General features: G+C 67.7%; 20 protein-coding genes, 1 pseudogene and 2 riboswitches. Of the genes and pseudogenes, 10 read left to right on the top strand and 11 right to left on the bottom strand.

The window, feature by feature from the left end; translation table 11 throughout:
- The first annotated feature begins 27 nt into the window (after positions 1–27).
- From AAFF27_03505 to AAFF27_03490, 4 genes are all read left to right on the top strand, one after another.
- The gene (locus AAFF27_03505) at positions 28–1,344 is read left to right on the top strand and encodes a tetratricopeptide repeat protein (protein ID XAH24271.1); all 1,317 of its coding nucleotides are present in this window, start codon (positions 28–30) and stop codon (positions 1,342–1,344) included.
- A 10-nt stretch (positions 1,345–1,354) separates the two neighbouring features.
- Positions 1,355–2,527, top strand: coding sequence for a tRNA guanosine(34) transglycosylase Tgt (tgt, locus tag AAFF27_03500; protein ID XAH24270.1), 1,173 nt, complete (start codon positions 1,355–1,357; stop codon positions 2,525–2,527).
- Between the two features lie 65 nt (positions 2,528–2,592).
- The gene (locus AAFF27_03495; GenBank protein ID XAH24269.1) at positions 2,593–4,251 is read left to right on the top strand and encodes an AarF/UbiB family protein; all 1,659 of its coding nucleotides are present in this window, start codon (positions 2,593–2,595) and stop codon (positions 4,249–4,251) included.
- Positions 4,252–4,301: 50 nt separating this feature from the next.
- On the top strand, positions 4,302–5,468 hold the full coding sequence (locus AAFF27_03490; GenBank protein XAH24268.1) for an ATP-binding protein: 1,167 nt from the start codon (positions 4,302–4,304) through the stop codon (positions 5,466–5,468).
- 20 nt (positions 5,469–5,488) lie between these two features.
- Here the strand turns inward: AAFF27_03490 and AAFF27_03485 are convergent, their stop codons facing one another.
- The 5 genes and pseudogenes from AAFF27_03485 to AAFF27_03465 all read right to left on the bottom strand — a co-directional run bounded on the left by AAFF27_03485 (position 5,489) and on the right by AAFF27_03465 (position 10,694).
- Positions 5,489–5,875, bottom strand: a complete 387-nt coding sequence (locus tag AAFF27_03485; protein ID XAH24267.1) for a DUF3597 domain-containing protein — start codon at positions 5,873–5,875, stop codon at positions 5,489–5,491.
- A gap of 180 nt (positions 5,876–6,055) precedes the next feature.
- Complete coding sequence (locus tag AAFF27_03480; protein XAH24266.1) at positions 6,056–7,501, bottom strand: NAD-dependent succinate-semialdehyde dehydrogenase; 1,446 nt, start codon at positions 7,499–7,501, stop codon at positions 6,056–6,058.
- Between the two features lie 218 nt (positions 7,502–7,719).
- Positions 7,720–8,799: a zinc ribbon domain-containing protein gene (locus AAFF27_03475; protein XAH24265.1), complete on the bottom strand. Its 1,080-nt coding sequence runs from the start codon at positions 8,797–8,799 to the stop codon at positions 7,720–7,722.
- A 75-nt stretch (positions 8,800–8,874) separates the two neighbouring features.
- On the bottom strand, positions 8,875–10,305 hold the full coding sequence (locus AAFF27_03470) for an FAD-binding oxidoreductase (GenBank protein XAH24264.1): 1,431 nt from the start codon (positions 10,303–10,305) through the stop codon (positions 8,875–8,877).
- An 11-nt stretch (positions 10,306–10,316) separates the two neighbouring features.
- Positions 10,317–10,694 (bottom strand): annotated as a pseudogene (locus AAFF27_03465) (DUF2145 domain-containing protein).
- Positions 10,695–10,995: 301 nt separating this feature from the next.
- Between AAFF27_03465 and AAFF27_03460 the strand changes: the two are divergent.
- Positions 10,996–11,673: a phosphatase PAP2 family protein gene (locus AAFF27_03460; protein ID XAH24263.1), complete on the top strand. Its 678-nt coding sequence runs from the start codon at positions 10,996–10,998 to the stop codon at positions 11,671–11,673.
- Between the two features lie 103 nt (positions 11,674–11,776).
- Positions 11,777–12,736, top strand: coding sequence for a tripartite tricarboxylate transporter substrate binding protein (locus tag AAFF27_03455; GenBank protein ID XAH24262.1), 960 nt, complete (start codon positions 11,777–11,779; stop codon positions 12,734–12,736).
- Positions 12,737–12,752: 16 nt separating this feature from the next.
- Here the strand turns inward: AAFF27_03455 and AAFF27_03450 are convergent, their stop codons facing one another.
- The 5 genes from AAFF27_03450 to AAFF27_03430 form a co-directional block, all read right to left on the bottom strand.
- Positions 12,753–13,538 (bottom strand): amino acid ABC transporter ATP-binding protein, encoded by a 786-nt coding sequence (locus tag AAFF27_03450; GenBank protein XAH26149.1) that lies wholly within the window; start codon positions 13,536–13,538, stop codon positions 12,753–12,755.
- A gap of 4 nt (positions 13,539–13,542) precedes the next feature.
- Complete coding sequence (locus tag AAFF27_03445; GenBank protein ID XAH24261.1) at positions 13,543–14,196, bottom strand: amino acid ABC transporter permease; 654 nt, start codon at positions 14,194–14,196, stop codon at positions 13,543–13,545.
- 7 nt (positions 14,197–14,203) lie between these two features.
- On the bottom strand, positions 14,204–14,866 hold the full coding sequence (locus AAFF27_03440) for an amino acid ABC transporter permease (GenBank protein XAH24260.1): 663 nt from the start codon (positions 14,864–14,866) through the stop codon (positions 14,204–14,206).
- Between the two features lie 22 nt (positions 14,867–14,888).
- Positions 14,889–15,686: a transporter substrate-binding domain-containing protein gene (locus tag AAFF27_03435; GenBank protein ID XAH24259.1), complete on the bottom strand. Its 798-nt coding sequence runs from the start codon at positions 15,684–15,686 to the stop codon at positions 14,889–14,891.
- A gap of 121 nt (positions 15,687–15,807) precedes the next feature.
- On the bottom strand, positions 15,808–16,746 hold the full coding sequence (locus AAFF27_03430) for a LysR substrate-binding domain-containing protein (protein ID XAH24258.1): 939 nt from the start codon (positions 16,744–16,746) through the stop codon (positions 15,808–15,810).
- Positions 16,747–16,899: 153 nt separating this feature from the next.
- On the opposite strand from AAFF27_03430, the gene argE reads away from it, so the two are divergent.
- Positions 16,900–18,120 (top strand): acetylornithine deacetylase, encoded by a 1,221-nt coding sequence (gene argE / locus AAFF27_03425; GenBank protein ID XAH24257.1) that lies wholly within the window; start codon positions 16,900–16,902, stop codon positions 18,118–18,120.
- Positions 18,121–18,139: 19 nt separating this feature from the next.
- Here the strand turns inward: argE and AAFF27_03420 are convergent, their stop codons facing one another.
- On the bottom strand, positions 18,140–20,086 hold the full coding sequence (locus tag AAFF27_03420; GenBank protein ID XAH24256.1) for an MFS transporter: 1,947 nt from the start codon (positions 20,084–20,086) through the stop codon (positions 18,140–18,142).
- A gap of 253 nt (positions 20,087–20,339) precedes the next feature.
- Between AAFF27_03420 and AAFF27_03415 the strand changes: the two genes are divergently transcribed.
- The 3 genes from AAFF27_03415 to AAFF27_03405 all read left to right on the top strand — a co-directional run bounded on the left by AAFF27_03415 (position 20,340) and on the right by AAFF27_03405 (position 21,982).
- On the top strand, positions 20,340–20,729 hold the full coding sequence (locus tag AAFF27_03415; protein ID XAH24255.1) for a DUF4148 domain-containing protein: 390 nt from the start codon (positions 20,340–20,342) through the stop codon (positions 20,727–20,729).
- A 37-nt stretch (positions 20,730–20,766) separates the two neighbouring features.
- Positions 20,767–21,498, top strand: coding sequence for a helix-turn-helix transcriptional regulator (locus AAFF27_03410; protein XAH24254.1), 732 nt, complete (start codon positions 20,767–20,769; stop codon positions 21,496–21,498).
- 100 nt (positions 21,499–21,598) lie between these two features.
- Positions 21,599–21,982 carry a YXWGXW repeat-containing protein gene (locus AAFF27_03405; protein ID XAH24253.1) on the top strand — a complete coding sequence of 128 codons (384 nt, stop codon included), beginning with the start codon at positions 21,599–21,601 and terminating at the stop codon, positions 21,980–21,982.
- Positions 21,983–22,029: 47 nt separating this feature from the next.
- A riboswitch (glycine riboswitch) is annotated at positions 22,030–22,130 on the top strand.
- A gap of 10 nt (positions 22,131–22,140) precedes the next feature.
- A riboswitch (glycine riboswitch) is annotated at positions 22,141–22,270 on the top strand.
- Positions 22,271–22,351 lie beyond the last annotated feature (81 nt).

The raw sequence follows: 22,351 nt of genomic DNA, 5'->3' as shown, positions 1-22,351 counted from the left end.
CTCCGGCACACGCCTTCCTGATTTCACATGAGCACACCCCCGTCGACATTGGATGAATTCAACCGTCAGCTGCAATCGATCGAGCAGTTGATCGCCAAGAAGGACCTGCGGCCTGCGGCCGAACGACTCAACAAGCTGGGCCGTACAGCGCCGCAGCATCCTGCGGTCTATATCCTGGGCATGCGCCTTGGCGAAGCGGCGGGCAATCCCAAGGCAGCGCTGCAGGCGGCACGACGCGCAGTGGAGTGCGCACCGGGCTGGCCCATTGCCGTGATCGAGCTGGCGGCGTGCCTGGCGCGGCAGAACCAGTGGGAGGAAGCCCTGGTTGCGGCGCAGAAGGCCATCGACCGGGCGCCCGATGACCTGCCCATCCTCAGCCGCGCCATCGACATCGCCACGCATGCGCGCAATTCCGCCGTCGCGCTGCCCTGGCTGCAGAAGGCCGCGACTCTGGCGCCGAACAACGTCCCCCTGCAACGCCTGCTGGCCCGCGCACTGACGGATGCAGGGCAGATCGAAGAGGCCTTGCGCATTCTGGACGCAGCCGTCGACGCCACCCCCTCGGATTCCGACGTACTCGCGGAACGCATGAGCACGGCATTCCGGCTGGGCCACAGCGAACGTGCCAAGCAAGATGCCACGCGCCTGGTCGAACTGGCGCCGGACAACGAGGTCTACCGCTTCTGGTTGCAGAAGTTGCATGGCGAGGTACCCAGCACACAGCCAAACGCCATGGTGCAAGACCTGTTCAACAACTATGCACCGTCCTTCGACATGCATCTGGTGCAGGGGCTGAAGTACGACACCCCGCGCCAGGTAGCCGAATGGATTCGCGGCCGCTACCCAACGCTGGAACTCAATGTCCTGGACCTGGGCTGCGGTACCGGCCTGCTGGGAGCATTCCTGGGTCGCATCAATGGCGCGCTGATCGGTGTGGACCTGTCTCCCAAAATGGTGGAGCAGGCAGCCCGCCACGACGTCTACGACCGCTTCCATACGGTCAACTTGCTGGACGCGCTGCGCGAGACGCCCGACGCGCTCTACCACGTCATCACAGCCTGTGATGTCTTCATCCATGTGGGTGACCTGAGCACGGCCATCCCCAACGCCCTGCGCGTGCTGCGCCCGGACGGCAACCTGATCTTCACCTGCGAAGAAGCCGACGAAAGCGGCCCGGATCTGGTCCTGCGCGACTCCATTCGCTACGCGCACAAGGTCAGCGCCATTCAGGCGCTGTGCAAGAACAGCGGTTTCGATGACGTGGCCATTGAGTTCGCCGACCTGCGCCTTGAACGCGGCGCCCCCATCCGCGGCTTCCGCGTCATCGCCCACAAGCCTGCCTGATCCTCCTCCCATGCTGCGCTTCGACCTGCTCGCCACCGACCCCACCAGCCACGCCCGGCGTGGCACGCTCACGCTCAACCACGGCGTGGTGCAGACGCCTATCTTCATGCCCGTCGGCACCTACGGCACGGTCAAGGGCGTGATGCCGCGCAGCCTGGAAGAGATGGGCGCGCAGATCATCCTGGGCAACACCTTCCACCTGTGGATGCGGCCCGGGCTGGACGTGATGCAGAGCTTTGGCGGCCTGCACCAGTTCGAGAAATGGGACAAGCCCATCCTCACCGATTCGGGCGGCTTCCAGGTCTGGTCGTTGGGCGCGATGCGCAAGATCAGCGAGGAAGGCGTGAAGTTCGCCTCGCCCGTCAATGGCGACAAGCTGTTTCTCACGCCCGAGGTCTCGATGCAGATCCAGACCGTGCTCAACAGCGACATCGTCATGCAGTTCGACGAGTGCACGCCCTACGACACCAACGGCCACATCACCACCGAGCGCGAGGCGCGCAGCTCGATGGAATTGAGCCTGCGCTGGGCCAAGCGCTGCCAGGCCGAATTTGACCGGCTGGAGAACCCCAACGCACTCTTTGGCATCGTGCAGGGCGGCATGTTCGAGAACCTGCGGCAGGAATCGCTCGATCAGTTGGTAGAGCTGGACTTCCCCGGCTACGCCGTTGGCGGCGTCAGCGTGGGCGAGCCCAAGGACGAGATGCTGCGCATCATGGCGCACACCCCGCACAAGCTGCCGGCCCACAAGCCGCGCTATCTGATGGGTGTCGGCACGCCAGAAGACCTGGTGGAGGGCGTGGCCCAGGGCGTGGACATGTTCGACTGCGTCATGCCTACCCGCAATGCGCGCAACGGCACCATGTTCACCCGCTTTGGCGACCTGAAGATGCGCAACGCGCGCCACAAGAGTGACCCGCAACCGGTCGACCCGAGCTGCACCTGCCATGCCTGCGCCGGCATCTCAGGCGTGAGCTGGAACGACGGTGGCCGGGAGGGTTTCAGCCGTGCCTACCTGCACCACCTGGACCGCTGCGGCGAAATGCTCGGCCCCATGCTCTGCACCATCCACAACCTGCACTACTACCTGAACCTGATGCGCGAGATCCGCGAGGCGCTGGACGCCGGCCGCTTCTCGGAGTTCCGCGCGCAGTTCAAGGCGGACCGCGCACGCGGCGTGTAACACCGCCGCGCACAGCGCCTGCCAGAATGGTCCCGTCGCCATCGACAAGGCAAGGAGGGGGCCTGATGCTGCAAACCGCTGTTGTCGCCGTGCGAGACCGGGCCCGCCTGCAGGAGATCGTGGGCGTGCTGCTGCGCTTCGGTCTCGCCGATCTGGTCGAAGCCCTGGGCCTGCGCCGCCTGGCGCCGCTCGCTACCACCGTCGCAGCCACGGCCGATGACGCCAGCCGCCCACAGCGCGTACGCCAGGCCATCGAGCAACTGGGCCCGACCTTCGTCAAGCTTGGACAGATCCTGGCCACCCGCGCCGACCTGCTGGGCCCCGAGTGGACTCAGGAGCTGGAGAAGCTGCACAGCCAGGCCACGCCCGTGCCCTGGGACGCGATTGCCGTACAAATCAACGAAGACCTGGGTGCGCCGGTAGACACCGTGTTCAAGCACTTCGAACGCGAGCCGCTGGCCTCGGCCTCCATGGCGCAGGTCTATCGCGCGCGGCTTGCCGACGATACGCCCGAAGGCCGCGATGTGGTCGTCAAGGTGCAGCGCCCCGGTCTGCGCGCGCGCATCGAGGCCGACCTGCGCCTGCTGTCACACCTGGCCGCGCTGCTGGAAGACAACTGGCCGGCGCTGGCCCACTACCAGCCGCGTGAAGTGGCCCGGCAAGCGGCGGCGGCGATACGCGACGAGCTGGACTTCACCCGCGAGGGCCACAACGGCGAAGCCGTGGCCGCGCACTTCGCCGCGCAGGACGAGGTCGTGGTCCCGCGCATCGCCTGGGAATGGAGCAGCGAGCGCCTGCTGGTGCAGGACTACCTGCCGGGCACGCAGGCTGGCAGTGTGAAGGACTACCCCGCGCTGGACGGCCCATTGCTGGCGCAGCGCGGCGCGCACGCCTTCCTGCAGATGGTGCTGCGCGACGGCCTGTTCCACGGTGACCCACACCCCGGCAACCTGGTCGCGCTGGCGGGCAACCGCGTGGGCTTCCTCGACTTTGGCCTGGTCGGCCGGCTCTCCGCACGCCGGCGCGACCAGGTCGTGGACCTGCTGCGCGCGCTGGTAGAGGGCCAATCTGACGGGCTGACCATGGTGTTGCTCGAATGGTCGGGCGGCAGCAGCCCGGACCTGGCACGGCTGGATGCCTCGGTGGAGAAGTTCGTCGCGCAGCACGGCAAGCAGGCGCTGTCGATCACGCAGGCGCTGCAGGACGTGATGGCCTTGGCGCGTGACAGCGGCATCGTGCTGCCGGCCGACCTGGCCCTGCTGTTCAAGGCCATCATCACCGCCGATGGCGTGCTGCACCTGCTGGACCCTGACTTTGACGTGGCCCGCGCGGCCGAGCCGCTGGTGCGCGAGCACCTGCAGCGGCGCTATTCACCCAAGCGCCTGCTGCGCCAGCGCGCATCGGCGCTGGCCGGCCTGTACGACCTGGCCGCCGACGCACCGCAAACGCTGCGCCTGCTCATGTACCGATTGCGGCAAGGCCGCGTGGCGGCCGACATAGAGGTGCGCCAGCTCGACCGGCTGGCCAGCGCTCTGGAGCGCGCCGCCACCCGGTTGGCGCTGGCCGTGGTGGCCGGCGCCTTCATCCTGGGGCTGGCGCCGCGCCTGATGGCCATGGGGCCGGTGTGGTTCGGCATCCCGTTGTTCCCGGCGCTGGGCCTGCTGGCTACCTGTGCCAGCATTGCAGCCCTGGTCGTCACGCTGCGGCGGCCGGCGCGCGAGTGAGCCGACAAGCATCCTTGCAAATTACGGAATGAAACTCCACAATTGCAAGGATGTTTCATAGGCAACTCCAGACGCGACTGGCGGAAGAACTACAGCATTCCCCTGCCGTGGCACTGCTGGGCCCACGCCAGGCCGGCAAGACAACGCTGGCACTGGAGACGGCCGCAGCACTGCCCAGCCTGTACCTGGACCTGGAGTCCGAGCGCGACCGCGCCAAACTGGCCCAGCCCGAGCTGTACTTGGCAGACCACCTGGACAAGCTGGTCATCCTGGATGAAGTGCACCGCGCGCCTGGTCTGTTTCCGGTACTGCGCGGGATGATCGACCAGGCCCGGCGCGCCGGGCGCCGCGCCGGCCAGTACCTGCTACTGGGCTCGGCCTCGCTGGACCTATTGCAGCAATCCGGCGAAACGCTGGCCGGCCGCATCGCCTACCTGGAGTTGGGACCGCTTAGCCTGCTGGAGACCGGCACCGCGCTGGCCGACGCCCTGTGGCTGCGCGGCGGCTTTCCCGACAGCCTGACGGCCAGCAGCGACGCCCGCAGCCTGCGCTGGCGCCAAAACTTCATCCGCACCTACCTGGAGCGCGATATCCCGCAGTTCGGCCCACGCATCGCCGCCCAGACACTGCGCCGCTTCTGGACCATGCTGGCGCACCACCAGAGCGGCCTGCTCAACGTGGCGCAACTGGCGCGCAACCTGGGCGTGGATGCCAAGACCGCGCACAGCTACATCGACCTGCTGTGCGAACTGCTGCTGGTACGCCGCCTGCCGCCCTGGCATGCCAACTTGGGCAAACGCCTGGTCAAGTCGCCCAAGGTCTACGTGCGCGACAGCGGGCTGGTGCATGCGCTGCTGGACATCGAAACCCGGGAGACGCTGCTGTCCCACCCGGTCGTGGGTGCCAGTTGGGAAGGCTTCGTGGTCGAGAACCTGCTGGCCTGCGCGCCGGAGGGTGTGCAGGGCTATTTCTACCGCACCAGCGGCGGCGCGGAGATCGATCTGCTGCTGGCCTGGCCCGATGGCGAGCTGTGGGCCATCGAGGTCAAACGCAGCCTGACGCCCAAGGTAGAGCGCGGCTTTCATTCGGCTTGCGAAGACCTGTCGCCTGCGCGCAAGCTGGTGGTCTACCCCGGTGATGCGCCCTTCCCGCTTGGCCACGAGGTACAGGCCATGCCGCTGGCCACGTTGTGCCAGGAGCTGGCCGGCCGCTCGTAGCAGCCAGCACGGCGCGCGCCTTACTTCAAATCGTCCGGCACCTTGCCGCCATTGGCCGCCAGCTTCTGCATCACCTGCTTTTGCAGCCAGATGTTCATGGACGCAGAGTCGTTGGTGTCACCGCTGTAGTTCAGTTCCTGCGCCAGTTGCTTGCGGGCTGCAAAGCTGCTGTCCAGGCCGAGCAGCTTCATCAGATCGACGATGGAGGTGCGCCAGTTCAGCTTTTCGGGGTTCTGCTGCGCCAGGCCGTTCAGCACGGCTTCCACGTCCACCGGTGCCAGCGCGGCGGGTGCGGGGGCTGCCGCCGGAGCATCGGCTGGCGCGGCAGGGGCCGCAGTCGATGCGGGTGGGGTCGCGGCTTGGGCGGAAGGGAAGATCTTGGAAAGAATGCTGCCGAAAATGCTCATGCGGGCTCCCTCAGACGGGTAGGTGAATGAAGTGCGGCCGGACGGCCGCGTGCGAGCCTGCATGTTGAGGGCAAGAGCGGCCCGGCCTCGTCAGACAAAGGCGCGTCCTGCAGCAAATGACGTCACCCAGCCGGGCTAGCGGCAGGTATCTGCCGCTAGCCGTCGCGCAGCGACTGTCGGCTACACGGCCATGATGGAGACAGCCTTGGTGATCAGGTAGGCCTCCATGGCTTCGGGGCCGCCTTCGGAGCCATAGCCCGAATCCTTCACGCCGCCAAAAGGCATTTCCGGCGTGGGCGCAGCGGGCTGGTTGATCCACAGCATGCCCACTTCCACCTGCTGCGACAGCAGGTGTGCGTTCTTGATGGATTGCGTGAACGCATAGCCGGCCAGGCCGAAGGGCAGGCGGTTGGATTCGGCAATGGCCTCTTCCAAGCTGTCGAAACCACGGATCGCGGCCACCGGACCGAAGGGCTCGTTGTTGAACACGTCGGCGTCGAGCGACACGTCCGTCAGCACGGTGGGGGCGAAGAAGTTGCCGTCCGTGCCCACTCGCTCGCCGCCAGTGGCCACCGTGGCGCCCTTGGCGCGGGCGTCTTCCAGCACCTTGGCCATGGCGGTGATGCGGCGGGCGTTGGCCAGCGGGCCCAGGGTCGTGCCCTCGGTCAGGCCATCGCCGAGCTTGAGGCTTTCGGCGTGCTTGACGAGCGCCTCGGCAAATTCCTTGCGCAGGCTGTTGTGCACCAGGAAGCGCGTGGGCGAGATGCAGACCTGGCCCGCATTGCGGAACTTGGCACCGCCCGCGGCCTTTACCGCCAGCGCCACATCGGCATCTGCCGCGACGATGACCGGCGCGTGGCCGCCCAGTTCCATGGTGGCGCGCTTCATGTGCAGGCCGGCCAGCGCCGCCAGCTGCTTGCCCACCGGCGTGGAGCCGGTGAAGGTCACCTTGCGGATGATCGGGTGCGGGATCAGGTAGGCCGAGATTTCAGCCGGGTCACCAAACACCAGGCCGACGGTGCCGGCGGGCACGCCCGCATCGACAAAGGTTTGCAGCAGCGCAGCCGGCGAGGCCGGTGTTTCCTCAGGCGCCTTCACCAGGAACGAGCAGCCGCTGGCCAGCGCCGCGCCCAGCTTGCGCACGATCTGGTTGACCGGGAAGTTCCACGGCGTGAAGGCCGCCACCGGGCCCAGAGGCTCCTTCAGCACCAGTTGCTGCGCCGACAGGTTGCGCGAGGGCACGATACGGCCGTAGACGCGGCGGCCTTCGTCGGCAAACCATTCGATGATGTCGGCGCCGGCCAGGACCTCGCCGCGGGCTTCGACGAAGGGCTTGCCCTGCTCCTGCGTCAGCAGACGGGCGATGTCGGCGGCACGCTCGCGCAGCAGCGCGGCGGCCTTGCGCATGGTGGTTGCGCGTTCGTTGGCCGGAATGCGGCGCCAGGCCTCGAAGCCGCGCTGTGCCGATGCCAGTGCGCGGTCCAGGTCCGGGATGCCTGCGTGGGCAACCTTGCCGATGGTCTTGCCGGTGGCGGGGTTGACGACATCAATCGTCTTGCCGCTGGCGGCGTCACACCAGACACCGTCGATCAAGAGTCGGGTGTCGGTATAGCTGGGGGTGGTCATGTCGGGTCCTTGGAGCTTGGATGGGGACGGTTGCGCGCCTTGCCTGGAACGGCTGCCGGGGGAAGCCCCGCAGAGTTGCATTCGGCAACAAGCAGACGCGGCGCTTGGGCCGGCCTGCTGTGCGGCGCATACCCATCCTAGCGTGCTTTCCACCGCCCCATGGGGCACGTGGAATTCCGAACGCGGTCATGCTGACTGCCTAGAAACGCCCCCCCGCGCTAGCTCGGTAGAGAAGTAGCAGGCGCCGTCACCTCCGCTGGCAACAGCCGCCCCTGCGCGCCGCAGGCATGGCAGAACTTGGAGAAGGCGCTCTTGCGCGCATCGCAGCGGCCGCAGTGGTCGTACAGGCAGATGCCGCAATGCGGGCAGAAGTCGATGCCGGGCGCCTTCAGGTCCACCGGCCGCTCACAGCCCGGGCACACGCCCTTGGCCAGGCGGCCCAGTGCGGTGTCGTAGCTCAGCTCTTCACGACGCACGGTGTCGGGCTGCTGCTCGGCCAGCAATTGGCGCTCGCGGTAGCGCTGCAAGGCCACCACGGCCTGACGCCCGACCAATACCGTGACCACGATGCCGACCAGGTAGCGCACATAGCCGCCGTAGCTGGGCAGATAGGGCACCAGTTCGACAAAGAAGGCAAACAGCGCAAAGAAGATGAAGCCCCAGACAAAAGGCCACCAGGTGCTTTTGCGCTTCTTGGCGAACAGCCAGCCGGCCACGACCAGCAGTGGCAGCGTAAGCGCCAGGCGGTAGAGGAACACACGCAGCTCCACGCGCCGCAGTTCGGTATTGAGCTGCGTCAAGGCATCGGCCTGCAAGGCTCCCAGGCCATCCCGCGCGCGGGCCTCGGCCTGGCGTGCATCGAGCGCCTTCTGCTGCTGGGTCTGCACTTGTTGTTCGGCCACGCGCTCGCGCACGCGCAGGCCATCGAGCGCGCGGGTGCGGGCCAGCAGCTCGGCGTCTTGCTCGGAGCGCTGCGTGACGCTGCGCGTGGCCAGCCAGTTGTCGAAGGTCTCGCGCGCGGCCTGCGAATCAGACTGCGCCACCTTCTGCTGCAGCCGCGCCTGCTCCAGCGCGTCCTGGGCCTGGCGCTGCGCCAGTTGCGCGGCGTCCTGCGCCGCACGCTGCCGGGCGGTGGCGGCCGGGTCCATGAAGTCCTCCAGCGTGTGCCGCTGCTCCACCTGCGGCAGGTCGCCCACCAGCGTGCCGCCCAGCCCGATCAGGAAGCTGGCAAACACCAGCGCCACCAACCACAAGCCCCGGTTGAACCACTTCTCGGAAAGCCGCAATGCCTTGCCCATATGCACTCCTTCTTGTGTACTACTTTTTTGATAGCTAATAGCCCAGGCCACACCTGGGCTAGAGGCCTATTTTGTTCAAATATACCGATCCCACAGCGTATTGCTCAGCCGCCCCTGCGGGTCTAGCTCGCGCTTCACCGCGCGAAAGGCGTCGGCCTGCGGGTAGGCCGCCTCGAACTGCGCACGCGTGGCATGCAGTTGGTAGGGCAGGTAGTAGCTGCCGCCGCAGGCCAGTGCGGCATCGATCAGCGCCCGTGTCCACACCCCGACCGCGTCCTGCGCCTGCGCACCAGTGCCCTGCCGGTAGTAGATCACCAGCGAGAACACCTCTTCGCGCGCCCACGCCAGCAGCCCGTCGGCATCGGCCGGCGAGTGCCGGATGGACACGTTGAGCACCTGCGCGCCATGCGCCTGCAGCACGTGCGCCATCTGTGCCGCAAATGGCAGCAATTGCGGCACGGGCACAAAGTACTCCTGCAGCGCATAGGTCGCGCTGCGGCGGTCTGCCGGCTCCAGCATGCGCAGGTCCAGGCTGGCCTGGTGGTTGCGCCAGACCACCGCAGGCCGGCGCTGCAATGCCGGGCGCAATACCTCGCGCTGCAGCGCGTCACCGCCCGGCAGCGTGGCGGCCCAGATGGCGGCGCGCTCCAGCGGGTAGCTGCGGCCGCGCGGGATCAGCCGCTCTGTCGAGGTGGCCTGCCGCTGCGTGGTGCGCCAACTGATGGCCGTGGCCCGGTCGAAATGCGGCGGCAGCAGATCGGCGTTGTGCAGCACGCAAGCGGGGTCCGGCCGCACGCTGCGCGCAAACCACGCGGGATAGTCGGCCAGCGGCATCTCGGCGATGTGGCGCTCCAGCAGGCTGTTGCGGTCCAGTTGCAGCTCGACCTCGGTGACCACGCCCACGCCGCCATAGCCGCCCAGCGCAGCACTGAACAGCGCCGGGTGGCGCTGCCGGCTCGCCTCCACCACGCAGCCATTGGCCAGCACCAACTGCAGCGCGCGCACCGAATGCCCGACCGGGCCGTGGCCCATGTAGCGCCCATGCGCGTTGACCGAGACCGCGCCACCCACGGTGAAGTTGGAATAGCTCTGCATGGTGCGCACCGCCAGGCCGTGGCCGTCGATGTGGTCCAGCAGGTCGCGCCAGCGCATGCCGGCCTGCACCCGCACGGTTTGCTCCTGCGGGCGCAGCCAGACCAACTGGTTCATCCCGCGCATGTCCAGGTGCAGCCCGCCGGCCACCGCTGTCTGGCCGCCCATGCTGTAGCGCCCCCCGCCAACAGCAATGCGCCCCGGCCAGTGCAGCAGTGCGCGCCGCACATCCGCTGTGCTGCGCGGTGTTTCGATGCGCGCCACCTTCACCGTATGCAGGCCGGTGATATTGCCCACCTGTAGCGCGGCACCATCCTGCGCAGGACTGCACAGTGCCCGCGGCGCAACGACAGCCAAACCCGCTCCAGCCAGTGCCGCGCCCAGCAGGCTGCGGCGCGAGATGCTGCGGGGCAAGGCGCGCCCGCTCACCGCAACTCCAGCCGCACCAGCGCCCCGCCCAAACCGCTGGCTGCCATCCAGGCAAAGGCCGAATCGACGGTGACGGTGGCAATGCGGTCGGCAAGACGGTCCTGCGTGGGATGGTCGTCGAAGGCGATATTGGTGCGCGTCATGCGTCCGCCCAGGCGGGTGAGCGGCCCCACGCGCAGCACCGTCGGTGCGTAGCCTTTGAAGCGCAGCCAGGCCTGCGCCTGCTCGCGGCTGTGGATGGTGGCGGGCTCCATCGCCTCGGCCATGGTCTCCAGCACCCACTGGTTGGACTGCTGGTACTGCCGGCCCCAGGCGTAGCTGACCATGCTGTAGCGCGGCTCGTGCAACTCCAGCGTGCGCTCACGCGACCGCAGCACGGCCCAGTGACAAGCGTTTTGGAGGCGCCAGAGGCCGTGACGGGACGGGGGGCTTGCATGGAAAAGCTCCTGCGGTTGAGGTGGTCGGATGTTGCAGCCAAGTCCGCAGGAAAGACTCAAATCTCTAAACCCCACACATATGCACAACCCAAAGTATCTTTAATTGATACTTACCGCTGGCATTCGCGATTCAAAATCGGCATTCTGCGGGGCCTCTCTGCCTGCGGCGCCAAATGGGCACGCTATGCTGCGCCTGCCCTTAGCGACTGCCGGCGCCACCCGGCAAGAAAGACATTACGTGCAAAGCTCGCCACCTTGGCAGCGCGACATCAAGACCTGCCTTACAACGCTGTGGCTCTTCAAAGCCCTGGCAACGCCTTTGGGGGTGGCGGTCTTCTTCTATGGTTACTTCTGGGTCATGCGCCATCCGGTCGGCCCGGTCACGGTCATGCCGCTGACCTGGCTGGACCAGCAGATCCCCTTCATGCCCGAGACCTTCGCGGCCTACGTGTCGCTGTGGGTGTACGTGGCACTGGCGCCGGGCCTGGCACGCGACCGCCGTGAACTGGGCGCCTATGGCCTTGTGGCCCTGGCCATGAGCCTGGTCGCATTCGCCTGCTACATCGTCTTTCCAACCGAGGTGCCCGTGCCCGACGTCAACTGGGCGCGGCACCCGGCCCTGCAGTTCTTGAAAAGCGCGGACGTCTCGGGCAACGCCTGCCCCTCGCTGCACGTGGCTTTTGCGGTGTTTTCGGCATGGGTGATTGCGGGCCAGTTGTCGGTCACCCGCAGCCCGGCCATGCTGCAATGGATCAACGGCCTCTGGTGCCTGGCCATCATCCATTCCACGCTGGCCACCCGCCAGCACGTGGTGTGGGACGTGATCGCCGGGGTGCTGCTGGGCCTGCTGGCCACCGTGCTGCACCGCCAGGCCGCAGGCCGGTCACGCCCGCGCCGCCAGCCTTCGCTCGCCTGATCGCTTTTCGCGATGGCGGGCCCCGCCCTTTTTGCGGCACACTCGCCGGCTCGCGTTCCGCCCGGGCCGGCAGTGCCCGCAGAATCCCCCCAGGAGACACTCCATGATCCGCAAGATGCTGGCCCTCGCGGCCCTCGCCTTTACCCTGGCCGCGCAGGCCCAGACCTATCCCACCAAGCCGATCCGGCTGATCGTGCCCTTCCCGCCCGGCGGCGGCACCGACATCCTGTCGCGCCTGGTCGCCAACAAGCTCACCGAGGTGAGCAAGTGGACGGTCATCCCCGACAACCGCGGCGGCGCCGGCGGCACCATCGGCATCGCGGAAGCCACCAAGGCAGCGCCCACCGGCTACGACATGGTGATGGGCCAGAAAGACAACATGGTTGTCGCGCCCTGGCTCTACAAGAACCTGAGCTACGACCCGACCAAGAACCTGGTGGCCGTGGCCCATGTGGCCTACACGCCGGTGATCATCGTCACCGCCGCCAACTCGCGCTTCAAGACGCTGGCCGACGTGGTGGCCGCCGCGCGCGCCGCGCCTGACACCATCACCTATGGCTCGCCCGGCAATGGCACGACCATCCACCTGGCCGGCGAGATCTTCAAGAACGCGGCCGGCATCAAGATCCGCCACGTGCCCTACAAGGGCTCCAACCCGGCCATGATGGACGTGCTGGCAGGCAATGTGGACCTGATGGTGTCCTCGGTGCCTTCGGCCATGGGTCAGATCAAGGGCGGCAAGCTGCGCCCGCTGGCCGTGACCTCGGCACGCCGCAGCACCGCCCTGCCAGACGTGCCCACGGTGGCCGAATCAGGCTTCAAGGACTTTGACGTCAGCACCTGGTATGGCCTGTTCATGCCGGCCGGCACGCCCAAGGACATCGTCACCACCATGAACACCGAGGTGAACCGCCTGCTCGCCATGCCCGACGTGCAAGCCGCCATCCACGCCCAGGGCGCCGAGCCACAGGCAATGACGCCCGATCAGTTCTCGCACCTGCTCAATACCGACTACCAGAAGTGGCGCAGCATCGTGCAGGAATCGGGCGCGACGATCGAGTAAGGCACGCAGCGGCGGCTCAGCCCGCGACCGAGAACAGGAACTGCCGCAGCTCCGCCGTCTGCGGGTTGCCAAGCAACTCCGCTGGCGAGCCGGCCTCGTGCACCCGGCCCTGGTGCATGAAGATGATCCGGTCGGCCACCTTGCGGGCAAAGCTCATCTCGTGCGTGACCATCAGCAGCGTCATGCCTTCGAGTGCCAGCGACTCCACCACCCGCAGCACCTCGCCCACCAGCTCAGGGTCGAGCGCGGAGGTGATCTCATCGCACAGCAGCACCGCCGGCTCCATCGCGAGCGCGCGGGCAATCGCCACACGCTGCTGCTGGCCGCCCGAAAGCTGGTCGGGCCGGGCGTCGAACTTCTCGCCCAGCCCCACGCGCTCCAGCAGCCCTCGGGCGTGCGCGGTCGCATCCGCTTGCGGGGTTTTCTTCACCAGCGTGGGCGCCAGCATCACGTTGCGGCCCACGGACAGGTGCGGGAACAGGTTGAAGCTCTGGAAGATCATGCCCACGCGCTGGCGCAGCGCGCGCATGGCCGTCGCGCTACCGTGGATCAGCGGCTTGCCGTCCACGGTGAGCGCGCCGCCCTGGAAGGACTCCAGCCCGTTGATGCAGCGCAGCAGCGTGCTCTTGCCCGAGCCGCTCTTGCCGATGATGGCGATCACCTCGCCACGTGCAACGTCCAGGTCAATGCCCTTGAGCACCTCGTTCGTGCCGTAGGACTTGCGCAGGCCGGTGATGCACACGATGGGGGCGGACGCCGGGGTTGCCGCGACCGCTGCGGTAGGGGCGGTAAGGGCCGTAATGGTTTCAGGCAGTGCGGACACGGAGGCTCCGTTCGATGTACTTGGCGTAGAGGCTGATGGGGTAGCAGAGCAGGAAGTACAGCACCGCCGCACAACCGAACACCACCAGCGGGCGCAGGGAGGCGTTGGAGATCATGCTGGCGGTCTTGGTGACTTCCACGAAGCCGATCACCGACGCGAGCGCCGTGCCCTTGACCAACTGCACCAGGAAGCCAACCGTGGGTGCGACCGCGATGCGCCGCGCCTGCGGCAGCACCACGTGGCGCAGCTGTTCGCCAAAGCTCAGCGCCAGGCTGGAAGAGGCTTCCCACTGGCCGCGGGGCACCGCCTCGACGCAGCCGCGCCAGATCTCGGTCAGGAAGGCGCTGGCGTAGCCGGTCAGCGCGAAGGTGGCGGCCGTCCAGGGCGATATCTCGAGGCCGAACAGGCCGGCGCCGAAATATGCAAGGAACAGCTGCAGCAGCAGGGGTGTGCCCTGAAACACCTGCACGTAGCCAGCCAGCAGCGCGCGTGCCACGCGCCCGCCGCGCAGCCGAACCAGCAGCAACAGCCCCCCGACGATGCCGCCGCCCGCGAACGCGATCAGCGACAGCACGACGGTCCAGCGCGCGGCGCGCAGCAGGTGCCCGGCAATGTCCCAGAGTGTGAACTCAACCATGGCGGGCCTACCTTGCGAAGATGAAGCGCGGCCCGGCCCAGTCGAGCAGACGGCGCAAGCCCATGGCCAGCAGCAGGTAGAGCACGGCGACCAGCGCATATGACTCGAACGCGCGGAAGTTGCGGCTCTGGATCAGGTTGGCGGCGTAGCTCAGTTCCTCGGTCGAGATGGCGCTGCACACGGCCGAGCCCAGCATCACGATGATGACCTGGCCCGTGAGCGCCGGCCAGACGCGGGCCAGCGCGGGCGGCAGCACCACCCGCAGGAAGATCTGCACGGGGCCCAGCGCCAGGCTCTGCGCCGCTTCGACCTGGCCGCGCGGCGTGGCCTCGATGCCCGCGCGGATGATCTCCGTGGCGTAGGCGCCCAGGTTCAACACCAGCGCGATGGTGGAGGCCGTGGCGGGCGAGAGCTTCACGCCCAGCGCCGGCAGCCCGAAGAAGACAAAGAAGAGCTGCACGATGAAGGGCGTGTTGCGCACCAGCTCCACGTAGATGCCCACGGCGGCGGCCAGCGCCTGCGGGCCGCTGCTGCGGGCCCAGGCGCAGGCCGCGCCCAGCACCAACCCCAAGGTCAGCGTGAGCAACGTGAGCCAGCAGGTCCAGACCAGTCCACTCAGCAGCAGCGGCCACTGCGCCAGGACGGCGGCGAAGTCGAGTACGAAGCGCATGGCAGGCGAGCGGTGCGCGGGCTCAGAGCGGCATGTCACCCATGGGCTGGTGCAGCCACTTCCGCGAGAGCTTGTCCAGGTCGCCGTTCTTGCGGCCTTCGGCCAGGATCTCGTTCACCTTGGTGCGCAGCGCATCCTCGCCCTTGGGCAGGCCGATGTAGCAGGGCGACATGCGCAGCGGGAACTTGATCTCTACCGGCGCGCGCGAGGCCACGGCCTCCGCTGCGGGCTGGCCGGTCGCCAGCAACTGGGTCTGGCCGGAGACGTAGGCCGCGATGGTGGCGTCGTTGCCTTCGAAGCGGCGGATCTCCACGCCCGCCGGGGCCACTTTGGTCAGTTCCACGTCGTCCGTGGTGCCGCGGGTGACCGCAACGGTCTTGCCGGCGAGGTCGGCCGGGCTCTTGATGGCGATGGTCTTGGGACCGAACACGCCGATGTAGAAGGGCGCGTAGGCAGAGCTGAAGTCGATCACCTTCTCGCGGTCGGGGTTCTTGCCGAGCGCGGACACCACCAGATGCGCCTTGCCGGTCTGCAGGTACGGGATGCGGTTGGAGACGGTCACGGGCACCAGCTCCACCTTCACACCCATCTTGGCCGCGACGTACTTGGCGATGTCCACGTCCAGGCCCTGGGGCTGCAGGTCTGCCCCGACGAAACCGTAGGGCACGAAGTCCGTGGGGATGGCGATCTTGATCGACCGGGCCTTCTGGACGTCGGCCAGCACGTCAGCCTGGGCGGCCAGGCCGGTCGTGGCCAGGGCGCAGGCCAGCAGAAGGCGGCGCGACACGCCGGAACGTCGGGGGGAGTGGTGGAGCGTCATGGGATGGATGTGAAAGAACTGTGACGACTGCAGTGTCCGCGCCGGCCCCAGGCCTCCTCAAGCGAATAAACGTCCCGCTGCCAGTCCTAAACGGAATGGCAGTTGCCGACGGCGGGCCGGCTCAGGTCGCAAGCGGCTGCGGCTGCGCCGATGGAGCGGGCGGTGGCGCCTCGGCCTGCAATTGCAGCCAGACGCGGAAGGCGGCCAGGGCGGGCGAGGGCTCGCGCTGCTCCTGCACCGCGAAGTAGTAACCCTGACGGCTGTGGAACTCGCTCGGGAAGGGCTCCACGAGTACGCCCGAGGCCAGCTCGTCTTGCACCAGCGCGCGCGGCACCAGCGCCAGCCCCATGCCGGAGACGGCTGCGCGCAGCAGCGTCGAATAGAACTCGTACCGGGTGGTGCGCGTCGGCGCGGGCGCCTGCAGCCCGAACGCCGTGTGCCATTCGGTCCAGGCGTGCGGCACCTGGAAGTGCAGCAGCAGTGGTAGTTGCCAGGCGTCCTCCACCCGCTCGAAGCGCGGCATGGTGCGCAGCAGCGCCGGGGCGAGTACGGCCACCATCTCGCGGCCGAAGAGGTAGTCCGCCTGCCAGTGCGGCCAGCCGCCCGCGCCGTAGCGAAACTCGCCGTCGGAGCGAATCGGGGCCTGCTCGTCACCGGGCACCAGGCTGGTGAACTGCACCTCGATGTCCGGGTGCTGCGCCGCGAACGAGGCAAACCGCGGCAGCAGCCAGCGGTCGCCCAGGATCGGCAGCAGCCGCAGCACCAGCGTCTGCTGCAGTGGCCGGCTGCGCAGCTCGGCCACACGCGCCGACGCCTCGGCCAACTGGCCCAGGATGGGACGGATCGCGTCGAGGTAACAGCGCCCGGCCTCGGTCAGCACCAGGCCGCGGTTGATGCGCACAAAAAGCGCGGCGCCCAGGATCTCCTCGAGGCTGCGCAGCTTCTTGCTGACGGCGCTCTGGGTCAGATACAGCTCCTCGGCCGCGAGAGTGCAGCTGCCGTGGCGGGCGGCGGACTCGAAGACCCGCAGCGCGGTGGTGGAAGGTAGGTGCGTGGGCATGGCAGGAGCGGGCAATTATTTTGAGGCCGGCTCGCGCCATGCCGAAACGGAATGTGGGGCGGAAATAAGGTCGCTCGACCTGCGCGGGCGCGCTTCGAATAATGTGCCTCCCTGTCGCTTCCCCGGGCCTGCCGTCCGTCGGCCAACCCTGCCATGCACCCCCAAGCCCCGCTCTGCCCCGCCGCCGCGACGACACCACGCCGCCCCGGCGCCACCTGCCTGGACATCGTGTCGCGCCTGGTCGCGTTCGACACCGTGTCGCGCCATTCCAACCTGCCACTGGTCCACTGGGTGCGCGATTACCTGGACGCGTTCGGCATCGAGTCGCACCTGGGGCTCGATGCCAGCGGCCGGAAGGCCAACCTGTTCGCGAGCCTGGGGCCTCGTGCACCGGGCGGACTGGTGCTGTCCGGCCACACCGACACCGTACCGGTGGACGGCCAGGCCTGGCAGTCGGCGCCCTTCGAGGCGGTGGAGCGCGCGGGCCGGCTCTACGGCCGCGGCACGGTCGACATGAAAGGGTTCATCGGCGCCTGCCTGGCGGCGGTGCCGCGGCTGTTGGCGGCCGACCTGGCCATGCCGGTGCACCTGGCGCTGACCTTTGACGAGGAAACGTCCATGCTGGGCGTGCGCCAGTTGGTGGCTGATCTGCGCGACCGGGGCCTGGCGCCGCAGGGCTGCGTGATCGGCGAGCCGACCGAACTGCGCGCCGTGGTGGGGCACAAGGGGCGACGCCACGTGCGCTGCCAGGTGCGCGGCCGGGCCGCGCATTCGTCGCTGGCGCTGGACGGCGTCAATGCGATCGAATACGCAGCGGAGATCGTCGCCTACGTGCGCCAGCTGGGCGACCGGCTGGCGCAGCAAGAGGCACGGCATGCGGGCTACGCCATCCCGCACACCACGGTGCAGACGACCACCATCGCGGGTGGATTGAGCGCCAACACCGTGCCCGAGCACTGCAGTTTCGACTTCGAGTTTCGCCACCTGCCCTGGACCGACGCCGCCGCGCTGGAAGAGCAGGTGCGCGCCTTTGCGTTACAGCAGGTGCTGCCGCGCATGCGCAGCCGCTGGCCGGACGGCGACATCCGCTTCGATACTGAATCGGCGCTGCCCGCGTTCGAGGCCGGCCCCGGCAGCGATGCCGCCGCGGGCGTCGCCTGGCTGCTCGGGCGCATGCGCCGCGCCGGGCGCCAGGACGGCGAGCCGGGCTACGTCGGCTTCGGCACCGAAGCCAGTTGGTTCCAGCATGCGGGCATCCCGACGCTGGTCTGCGGGCCGGGCGCGATCGAGCAGGCGCACAAGCCCGACGAATTCATCACACTGGACCAGCTCGCACGCTGCGAGGACTTCATCGACCAGTTGGCGGGCCTGTGAACCACTCCGGCGACTTCTATCAGGCCACTGCGGCCAGCAGCCCGGAGACGCGGCTGTGCAGGCCGTCCGGCGTGACCTGGGCCGCCGGCACCGGCGCGCCCACATCCAGCCCCACGCGGTTGAAGAAACCGCGGCGGAACGGTTTCACCATGGCCACGCGCTTGTCGCCGCGCAGCTCGATGCGGCTAAAGAACGAGCCCCACAGGTTGCTGAGCGCCATCGGCACCACCGGCACCTGCAGGCCATCGGCCTTGGCCTGCTCCAGGATCTTCATGATGCCGGCCTTGAAAGGCTGCAGTTCACCGTCCTGGGTGATGCTGCCCTCCGGGAAGATCGCCACCAGTTCGCCCTCGCGCAGCACCTGCGCCACACGCTCGAAGGCCGCCGCGTAGATGGCGGCGTCTTCTTTCTGCGGCGCGATCGGGATCGCCTTGGCCAGCCGGAACAAGCCGCCCAGCACCGGCGTGGCGAAGATGCGGTGGTCCATCACGAAGCGGATCGGGCGCGGGCTGGCGGCCATCATCAGCACCGGATCGACAAAGCTCACGTGGTTGCACACCAGCACCGCCGGCCCTTCCTGCGGGATCTGCGCTTCGCCGCGAATGCGAAAGCGGTAGACAAAGCGCGTGGCCACCCAGGCAATGAAGCGCAGCAGGTACTCGGGCACCAGCAGAAAGATATAGGCCGCCACCAGCGCATTGGCCAGCCCGGTGAACAAGAAGATCTGCGGCACGCTGAAGCCCGCGGCCAGCAGGCCACCGGCGATGACTGAGCTTGCGATCATGAACAGCGCATTGAGGATGTTGTTGGCGGCGATGATGCGCGCGCGATGCGTTGGCCGGCTGCGCAGTTGGATCAGCGCATACATGGGCACGCTGTACAGGCCGGCGAACAGGCTCAGCAGCGCCAGGTCGGCCATCACGCGCCAGTGCGCGGGCCGCGCAAGAAAGTCGCCCACCCCCCTCTCCGCAACCGCCGGCAGGCCACGCGAGGCAAAGTACAGGTCCACCGCAAACACGCTCATGCCTATGGTGCCCACCGGCACCAGGCCGATCTCCACCTGGCTGCGTGACAGCACTTCGCACAACAGCGAGCCCACGCCAATGCCAATGGAAAACACCACCAGCAGCAGCGAGGCCACGTGCTCATCGCCGTGCAGCACCTCTTTGGCAAAGCTCGGGAACTGGCTCAAAAACACCGCGCCAAAGAACCACATCCAGCTGATGCCCAGCAGCGAGCGGAACACCACCGGGCTGCTGCGCGCGAGCTGCAGGTTGCGCCAGGTTTCGGTGAACGGGTTCCAGTTGATCTTCAGCTGAGGATCGGTGGCTGGTGCCGGTGGAATCGCCTGCGCCACTGCGCGCCCGACCAGCGCCAGCGCCACGCAGCTGCCGGCCACCCAGGCATGGCCGACCTGCGGCACCGCCACCAGCAGGCCGCCGGCCACGTTGCCGAGCAGGATGGCGATGAAGGTCCCCATCTCCACCATGCCGGTGCCACCGGTCAGCTCGCGCTCGTTCAGCACCTGCGGCAGGTAGGCGAACTTCACCGGGCCAAACAGCGTGGAATGCAGGCCCATCAGAAAGGTGCAGGCCAGCAGCACGACCACATTGCCCAGCAGGAACCCGGCGGCGGCGAGCAGCATGATGCCGATCTCCAGGTTCTTGACGAAGCGGATCATGCGCGTCTTGTCGTACTTGTCCGTAAGCTGGCCCGAGGTGGCCGAGAACAGCAGAAAGGGCAGGATGAACAGCGCCCCGATCACCAGGCCCGCCATGGACGGCGGCATCCAGGCCACGCTCAACTGGTAGGTCACCAGCACCGTGAACGCGAACTTGAACAGGTTGTCGTTCGCGGCACCGGCGAACTGGGTCCAGAAGAAGGGCGCGAAGCGGCGCTGCTGCAGCAAGGCGAACTGGTTCGGGTGCGCCGACGGCTCGGCGGGCGGGGGAAGCGTGTCGGGCATGCAGGGCTCCAGGGCAGCGGGACACGGTCGCGTCCGCGCGTGCGGCGGATTGTGCAGGAAGGCCGTTTGCGCACCGGGGCGTTGTTGCGGAATCGGCAACGAAGCGTCGCCCGGCACGCTGTTTATCTATTGCCCTGCGACTTCTACAGTTCATACATCGCCGCATCGCTTTCGAGCCCTCGGCGAAAACGGACCGCCAAGGCATCCCGCCCGACACGGCCCACTCGTTGAACCGTTCTTGAAAGACACTGCCATGAACACCCGTACCCTTATCGCCGCTTCCCTCATCGCCCTGGCCGCTGGCCAGACTGCCTTCGCCCAGGACGCCGTGGCCGCAGCCCCCGTGACGCGCGCCAGCGTGGTTGCAGAACTGCAGCGCGCCCGTGCCGCAGGCGAGCTGGAAACTGGCGACGCCTATGGCCAGCCCGCCATCCAGGCCCCCGCCTCGAACCTGACCCGCGCCCAGGTAGTGGCCGAGCTGCAACGCGCCCGCGCCGCTGGCGAGCTGGACGTCAGCGACACCTACGGCGTGCCGGAGATCCACAGCGCCCCCTCGGCCCTGACCCGCGCCGAGGTCCGGGCCCAGGTGCTGGCCGCCATGCACGACGGCACGCTGCTGTCGCAAGACGAACGCGGCGGCTAAGCCAGGACGGCCTTCGGGTCGCGACACAATCGGCGGCATGAGCACCACCGCTGATCTCGTTACCGCGCTGAAGAAGGAACTCAAGGCCGCCCACATGACCTACGCCGATCTGGCGCAGTCATTGGGCATGGCCGAATCCAGCGTCAAGCGCATGCTCGCCAAGGGCGACATGCCGCTGTCGCGCATCGACGCGATCTGCCGCGCCCTGCGGCTGGACTTTGCCGAGCTGGCACGCCGCGTGGCCGATGCCCAGCCGCTGACCGATCACCTGACACTGGAGCAAGAGCGTGCCGTCGTCGCCGACCGCACGCTTTTGCTGATGGCGATCCATGTATTGAGCCAATGGACGCTGGAGCAGGTGGTGGCCGCCTACCGCGTGACCGAGGCCGAGGCCATCCGCGCGCTGGTGCAGCTCGACCGCATCGGCATCATCGACCTGCGGCCGGGCAACCGCTACCGGCTCAGGCTCTCCAAGACCTTCCACTGGCGCCCGCACGGCCCGGTGATGGACTATTTCCGCGAACACGCGGTGCTCGACTATTTTGGCGGCGGCTTCGACGGCCCGGGCGAAGGCCTGCTGCTGGTGCACGGCAACATCAGCCGCGCCCTGGCGCCGGTCTTCTTCGAGCGCATGCAGCGCCTGGCGCAGGATTTCGCCCAGCAGCACCAGGCCGACCAGAAGCTCGCCGACGAGGCCCGCGAGGGCTACACACTGCTGCTGGCCGCACGGCGCTGGGAGCTGGCGGCCTTCACGGCGATGCGACGTTAAAGTCTCAGTCACACCAGCACACAATATTTAGCGCATGGCCTACAAAGTCTTGACATGGGCTGGTGAGGATGAAGCCTCGAATCACGACAAGGAGAGTCCCATGACTGCCAAGAAGAACCATCGCATTGTCCAGGCCGCCATCGCGGCATCACTTGCCGTGCTGTCGCTGGGCGCAGCCGTGCTGCCCACCGCCGCACAGGCCCAGGTCTATGTGCAGGTCGCGCCGCCGCCGCCGCGTGCCGAGAGGATGCCGCCACCGCGCCGCGGTATGGTCTGGGCTCCGGGCCACTGGGAATGGCGCGGCGGCCGCCATGTCTGGGTGCGAGGCGTCTGGATGCAGGAACGCCGTGGCTACCACTACCGCCAACCCGCCTGGGTCCAGCGCGGCAACCGCTGGGAGATGCAGCGCGGCGGCTGGGACCGTGATGGCGACGGCGTGCCCAACCGCTACGACCGCCGTCCGAACGACCCGTATCGCCGCTAAGCCCCATGTGCCGGCGGCTTGGCAGCCCGGCTGCCGGCACCGTAGAATCGGCCCCTGCAGGAGAGTGAATGGCGGCCACGCCATTCCACCGAAGGCGCAAACTCCCATGAACGCTCAGGTGGGCCGTCCCATAAACGGCCTGGTACTGCAACATCAGTCAAACGCCGTCTGGAGAGACGTTGCAGCGCGCCCCATGCCTCATGGTGGCCGCCCGCCACGCACCGAAGGAGCAAGCCCCGCAACCGTTGCAGGGTGAATCTCTCAGGTACCAAGGACAGGGGGAGCGGCAACGGGATGCGTGCGTCCGGTTGCTTCATCTATTCCCGCAACCTTGCGCGCGCACCCATTGCAGAAACCCTGAAAGGATTT

Source organism: Xylophilus sp. GW821-FHT01B05 (assembly GCA_038961845.1).
Classification (GTDB): domain Bacteria; phylum Pseudomonadota; class Gammaproteobacteria; order Burkholderiales; family Burkholderiaceae_C; genus Xylophilus.
Note: the sequence above shows the minus strand (reverse complement) of the source record. Positions and strands in the feature narration are given on the sequence as shown.

Bases quoted from the DNA above. Each gene is read 5' to 3' on its own strand.
- AAFF27_03475 (XAH24265.1), bottom strand. From the start codon at position 8,799: ATGGGCAAGGCATTGCGGCTTTCCGAGAAGTGGTTCAACCGGGGCTTG.
- AAFF27_03485 (XAH24267.1), bottom strand. From the start codon at position 5,875: ATGAGCATTTTCGGCAGCATTCTTTCCAAGATCTTCCCTTCCGCCCAA.
- AAFF27_03495 (XAH24269.1), top strand. From the start codon at position 2,593: ATGCTGCAAACCGCTGTTGTCGCCGTGCGAGACCGGGCCCGCCTGCAG.
- tgt (XAH24270.1), top strand. From the start codon at position 1,355: ATGCTGCGCTTCGACCTGCTCGCCACCGACCCCACCAGCCACGCCCGG.
- argE (XAH24257.1), top strand. From the start codon at position 16,900: ATGCACCCCCAAGCCCCGCTCTGCCCCGCCGCCGCGACGACACCACGC.
- AAFF27_03415 (XAH24255.1), top strand. From the start codon at position 20,340: ATGAACACCCGTACCCTTATCGCCGCTTCCCTCATCGCCCTGGCCGCT.
- AAFF27_03435 (XAH24259.1), bottom strand. From the start codon at position 15,686: ATGACGCTCCACCACTCCCCCCGACGTTCCGGCGTGTCGCGCCGCCTT.
- AAFF27_03440 (XAH24260.1), bottom strand. From the start codon at position 14,866: ATGCGCTTCGTACTCGACTTCGCCGCCGTCCTGGCGCAGTGGCCGCTG.
- AAFF27_03430 (XAH24258.1), bottom strand. From the start codon at position 16,746: ATGCCCACGCACCTACCTTCCACCACCGCGCTGCGGGTCTTCGAGTCC.
- AAFF27_03420 (XAH24256.1), bottom strand. From the start codon at position 20,086: ATGCCCGACACGCTTCCCCCGCCCGCCGAGCCGTCGGCGCACCCGAAC.
- AAFF27_03410 (XAH24254.1), top strand. From the start codon at position 20,767: ATGAGCACCACCGCTGATCTCGTTACCGCGCTGAAGAAGGAACTCAAG.
- AAFF27_03505 (XAH24271.1), top strand. From the start codon at position 28: ATGAGCACACCCCCGTCGACATTGGATGAATTCAACCGTCAGCTGCAA.
- AAFF27_03445 (XAH24261.1), bottom strand. From the start codon at position 14,196: ATGGTTGAGTTCACACTCTGGGACATTGCCGGGCACCTGCTGCGCGCC.
- AAFF27_03480 (XAH24266.1), bottom strand. From the start codon at position 7,501: ATGACCACCCCCAGCTATACCGACACCCGACTCTTGATCGACGGTGTC.
- AAFF27_03455 (XAH24262.1), top strand. From the start codon at position 11,777: ATGATCCGCAAGATGCTGGCCCTCGCGGCCCTCGCCTTTACCCTGGCC.
- AAFF27_03490 (XAH24268.1), top strand. From the start codon at position 4,302: ATGTTTCATAGGCAACTCCAGACGCGACTGGCGGAAGAACTACAGCAT.
- AAFF27_03405 (XAH24253.1), top strand. From the start codon at position 21,599: ATGACTGCCAAGAAGAACCATCGCATTGTCCAGGCCGCCATCGCGGCA.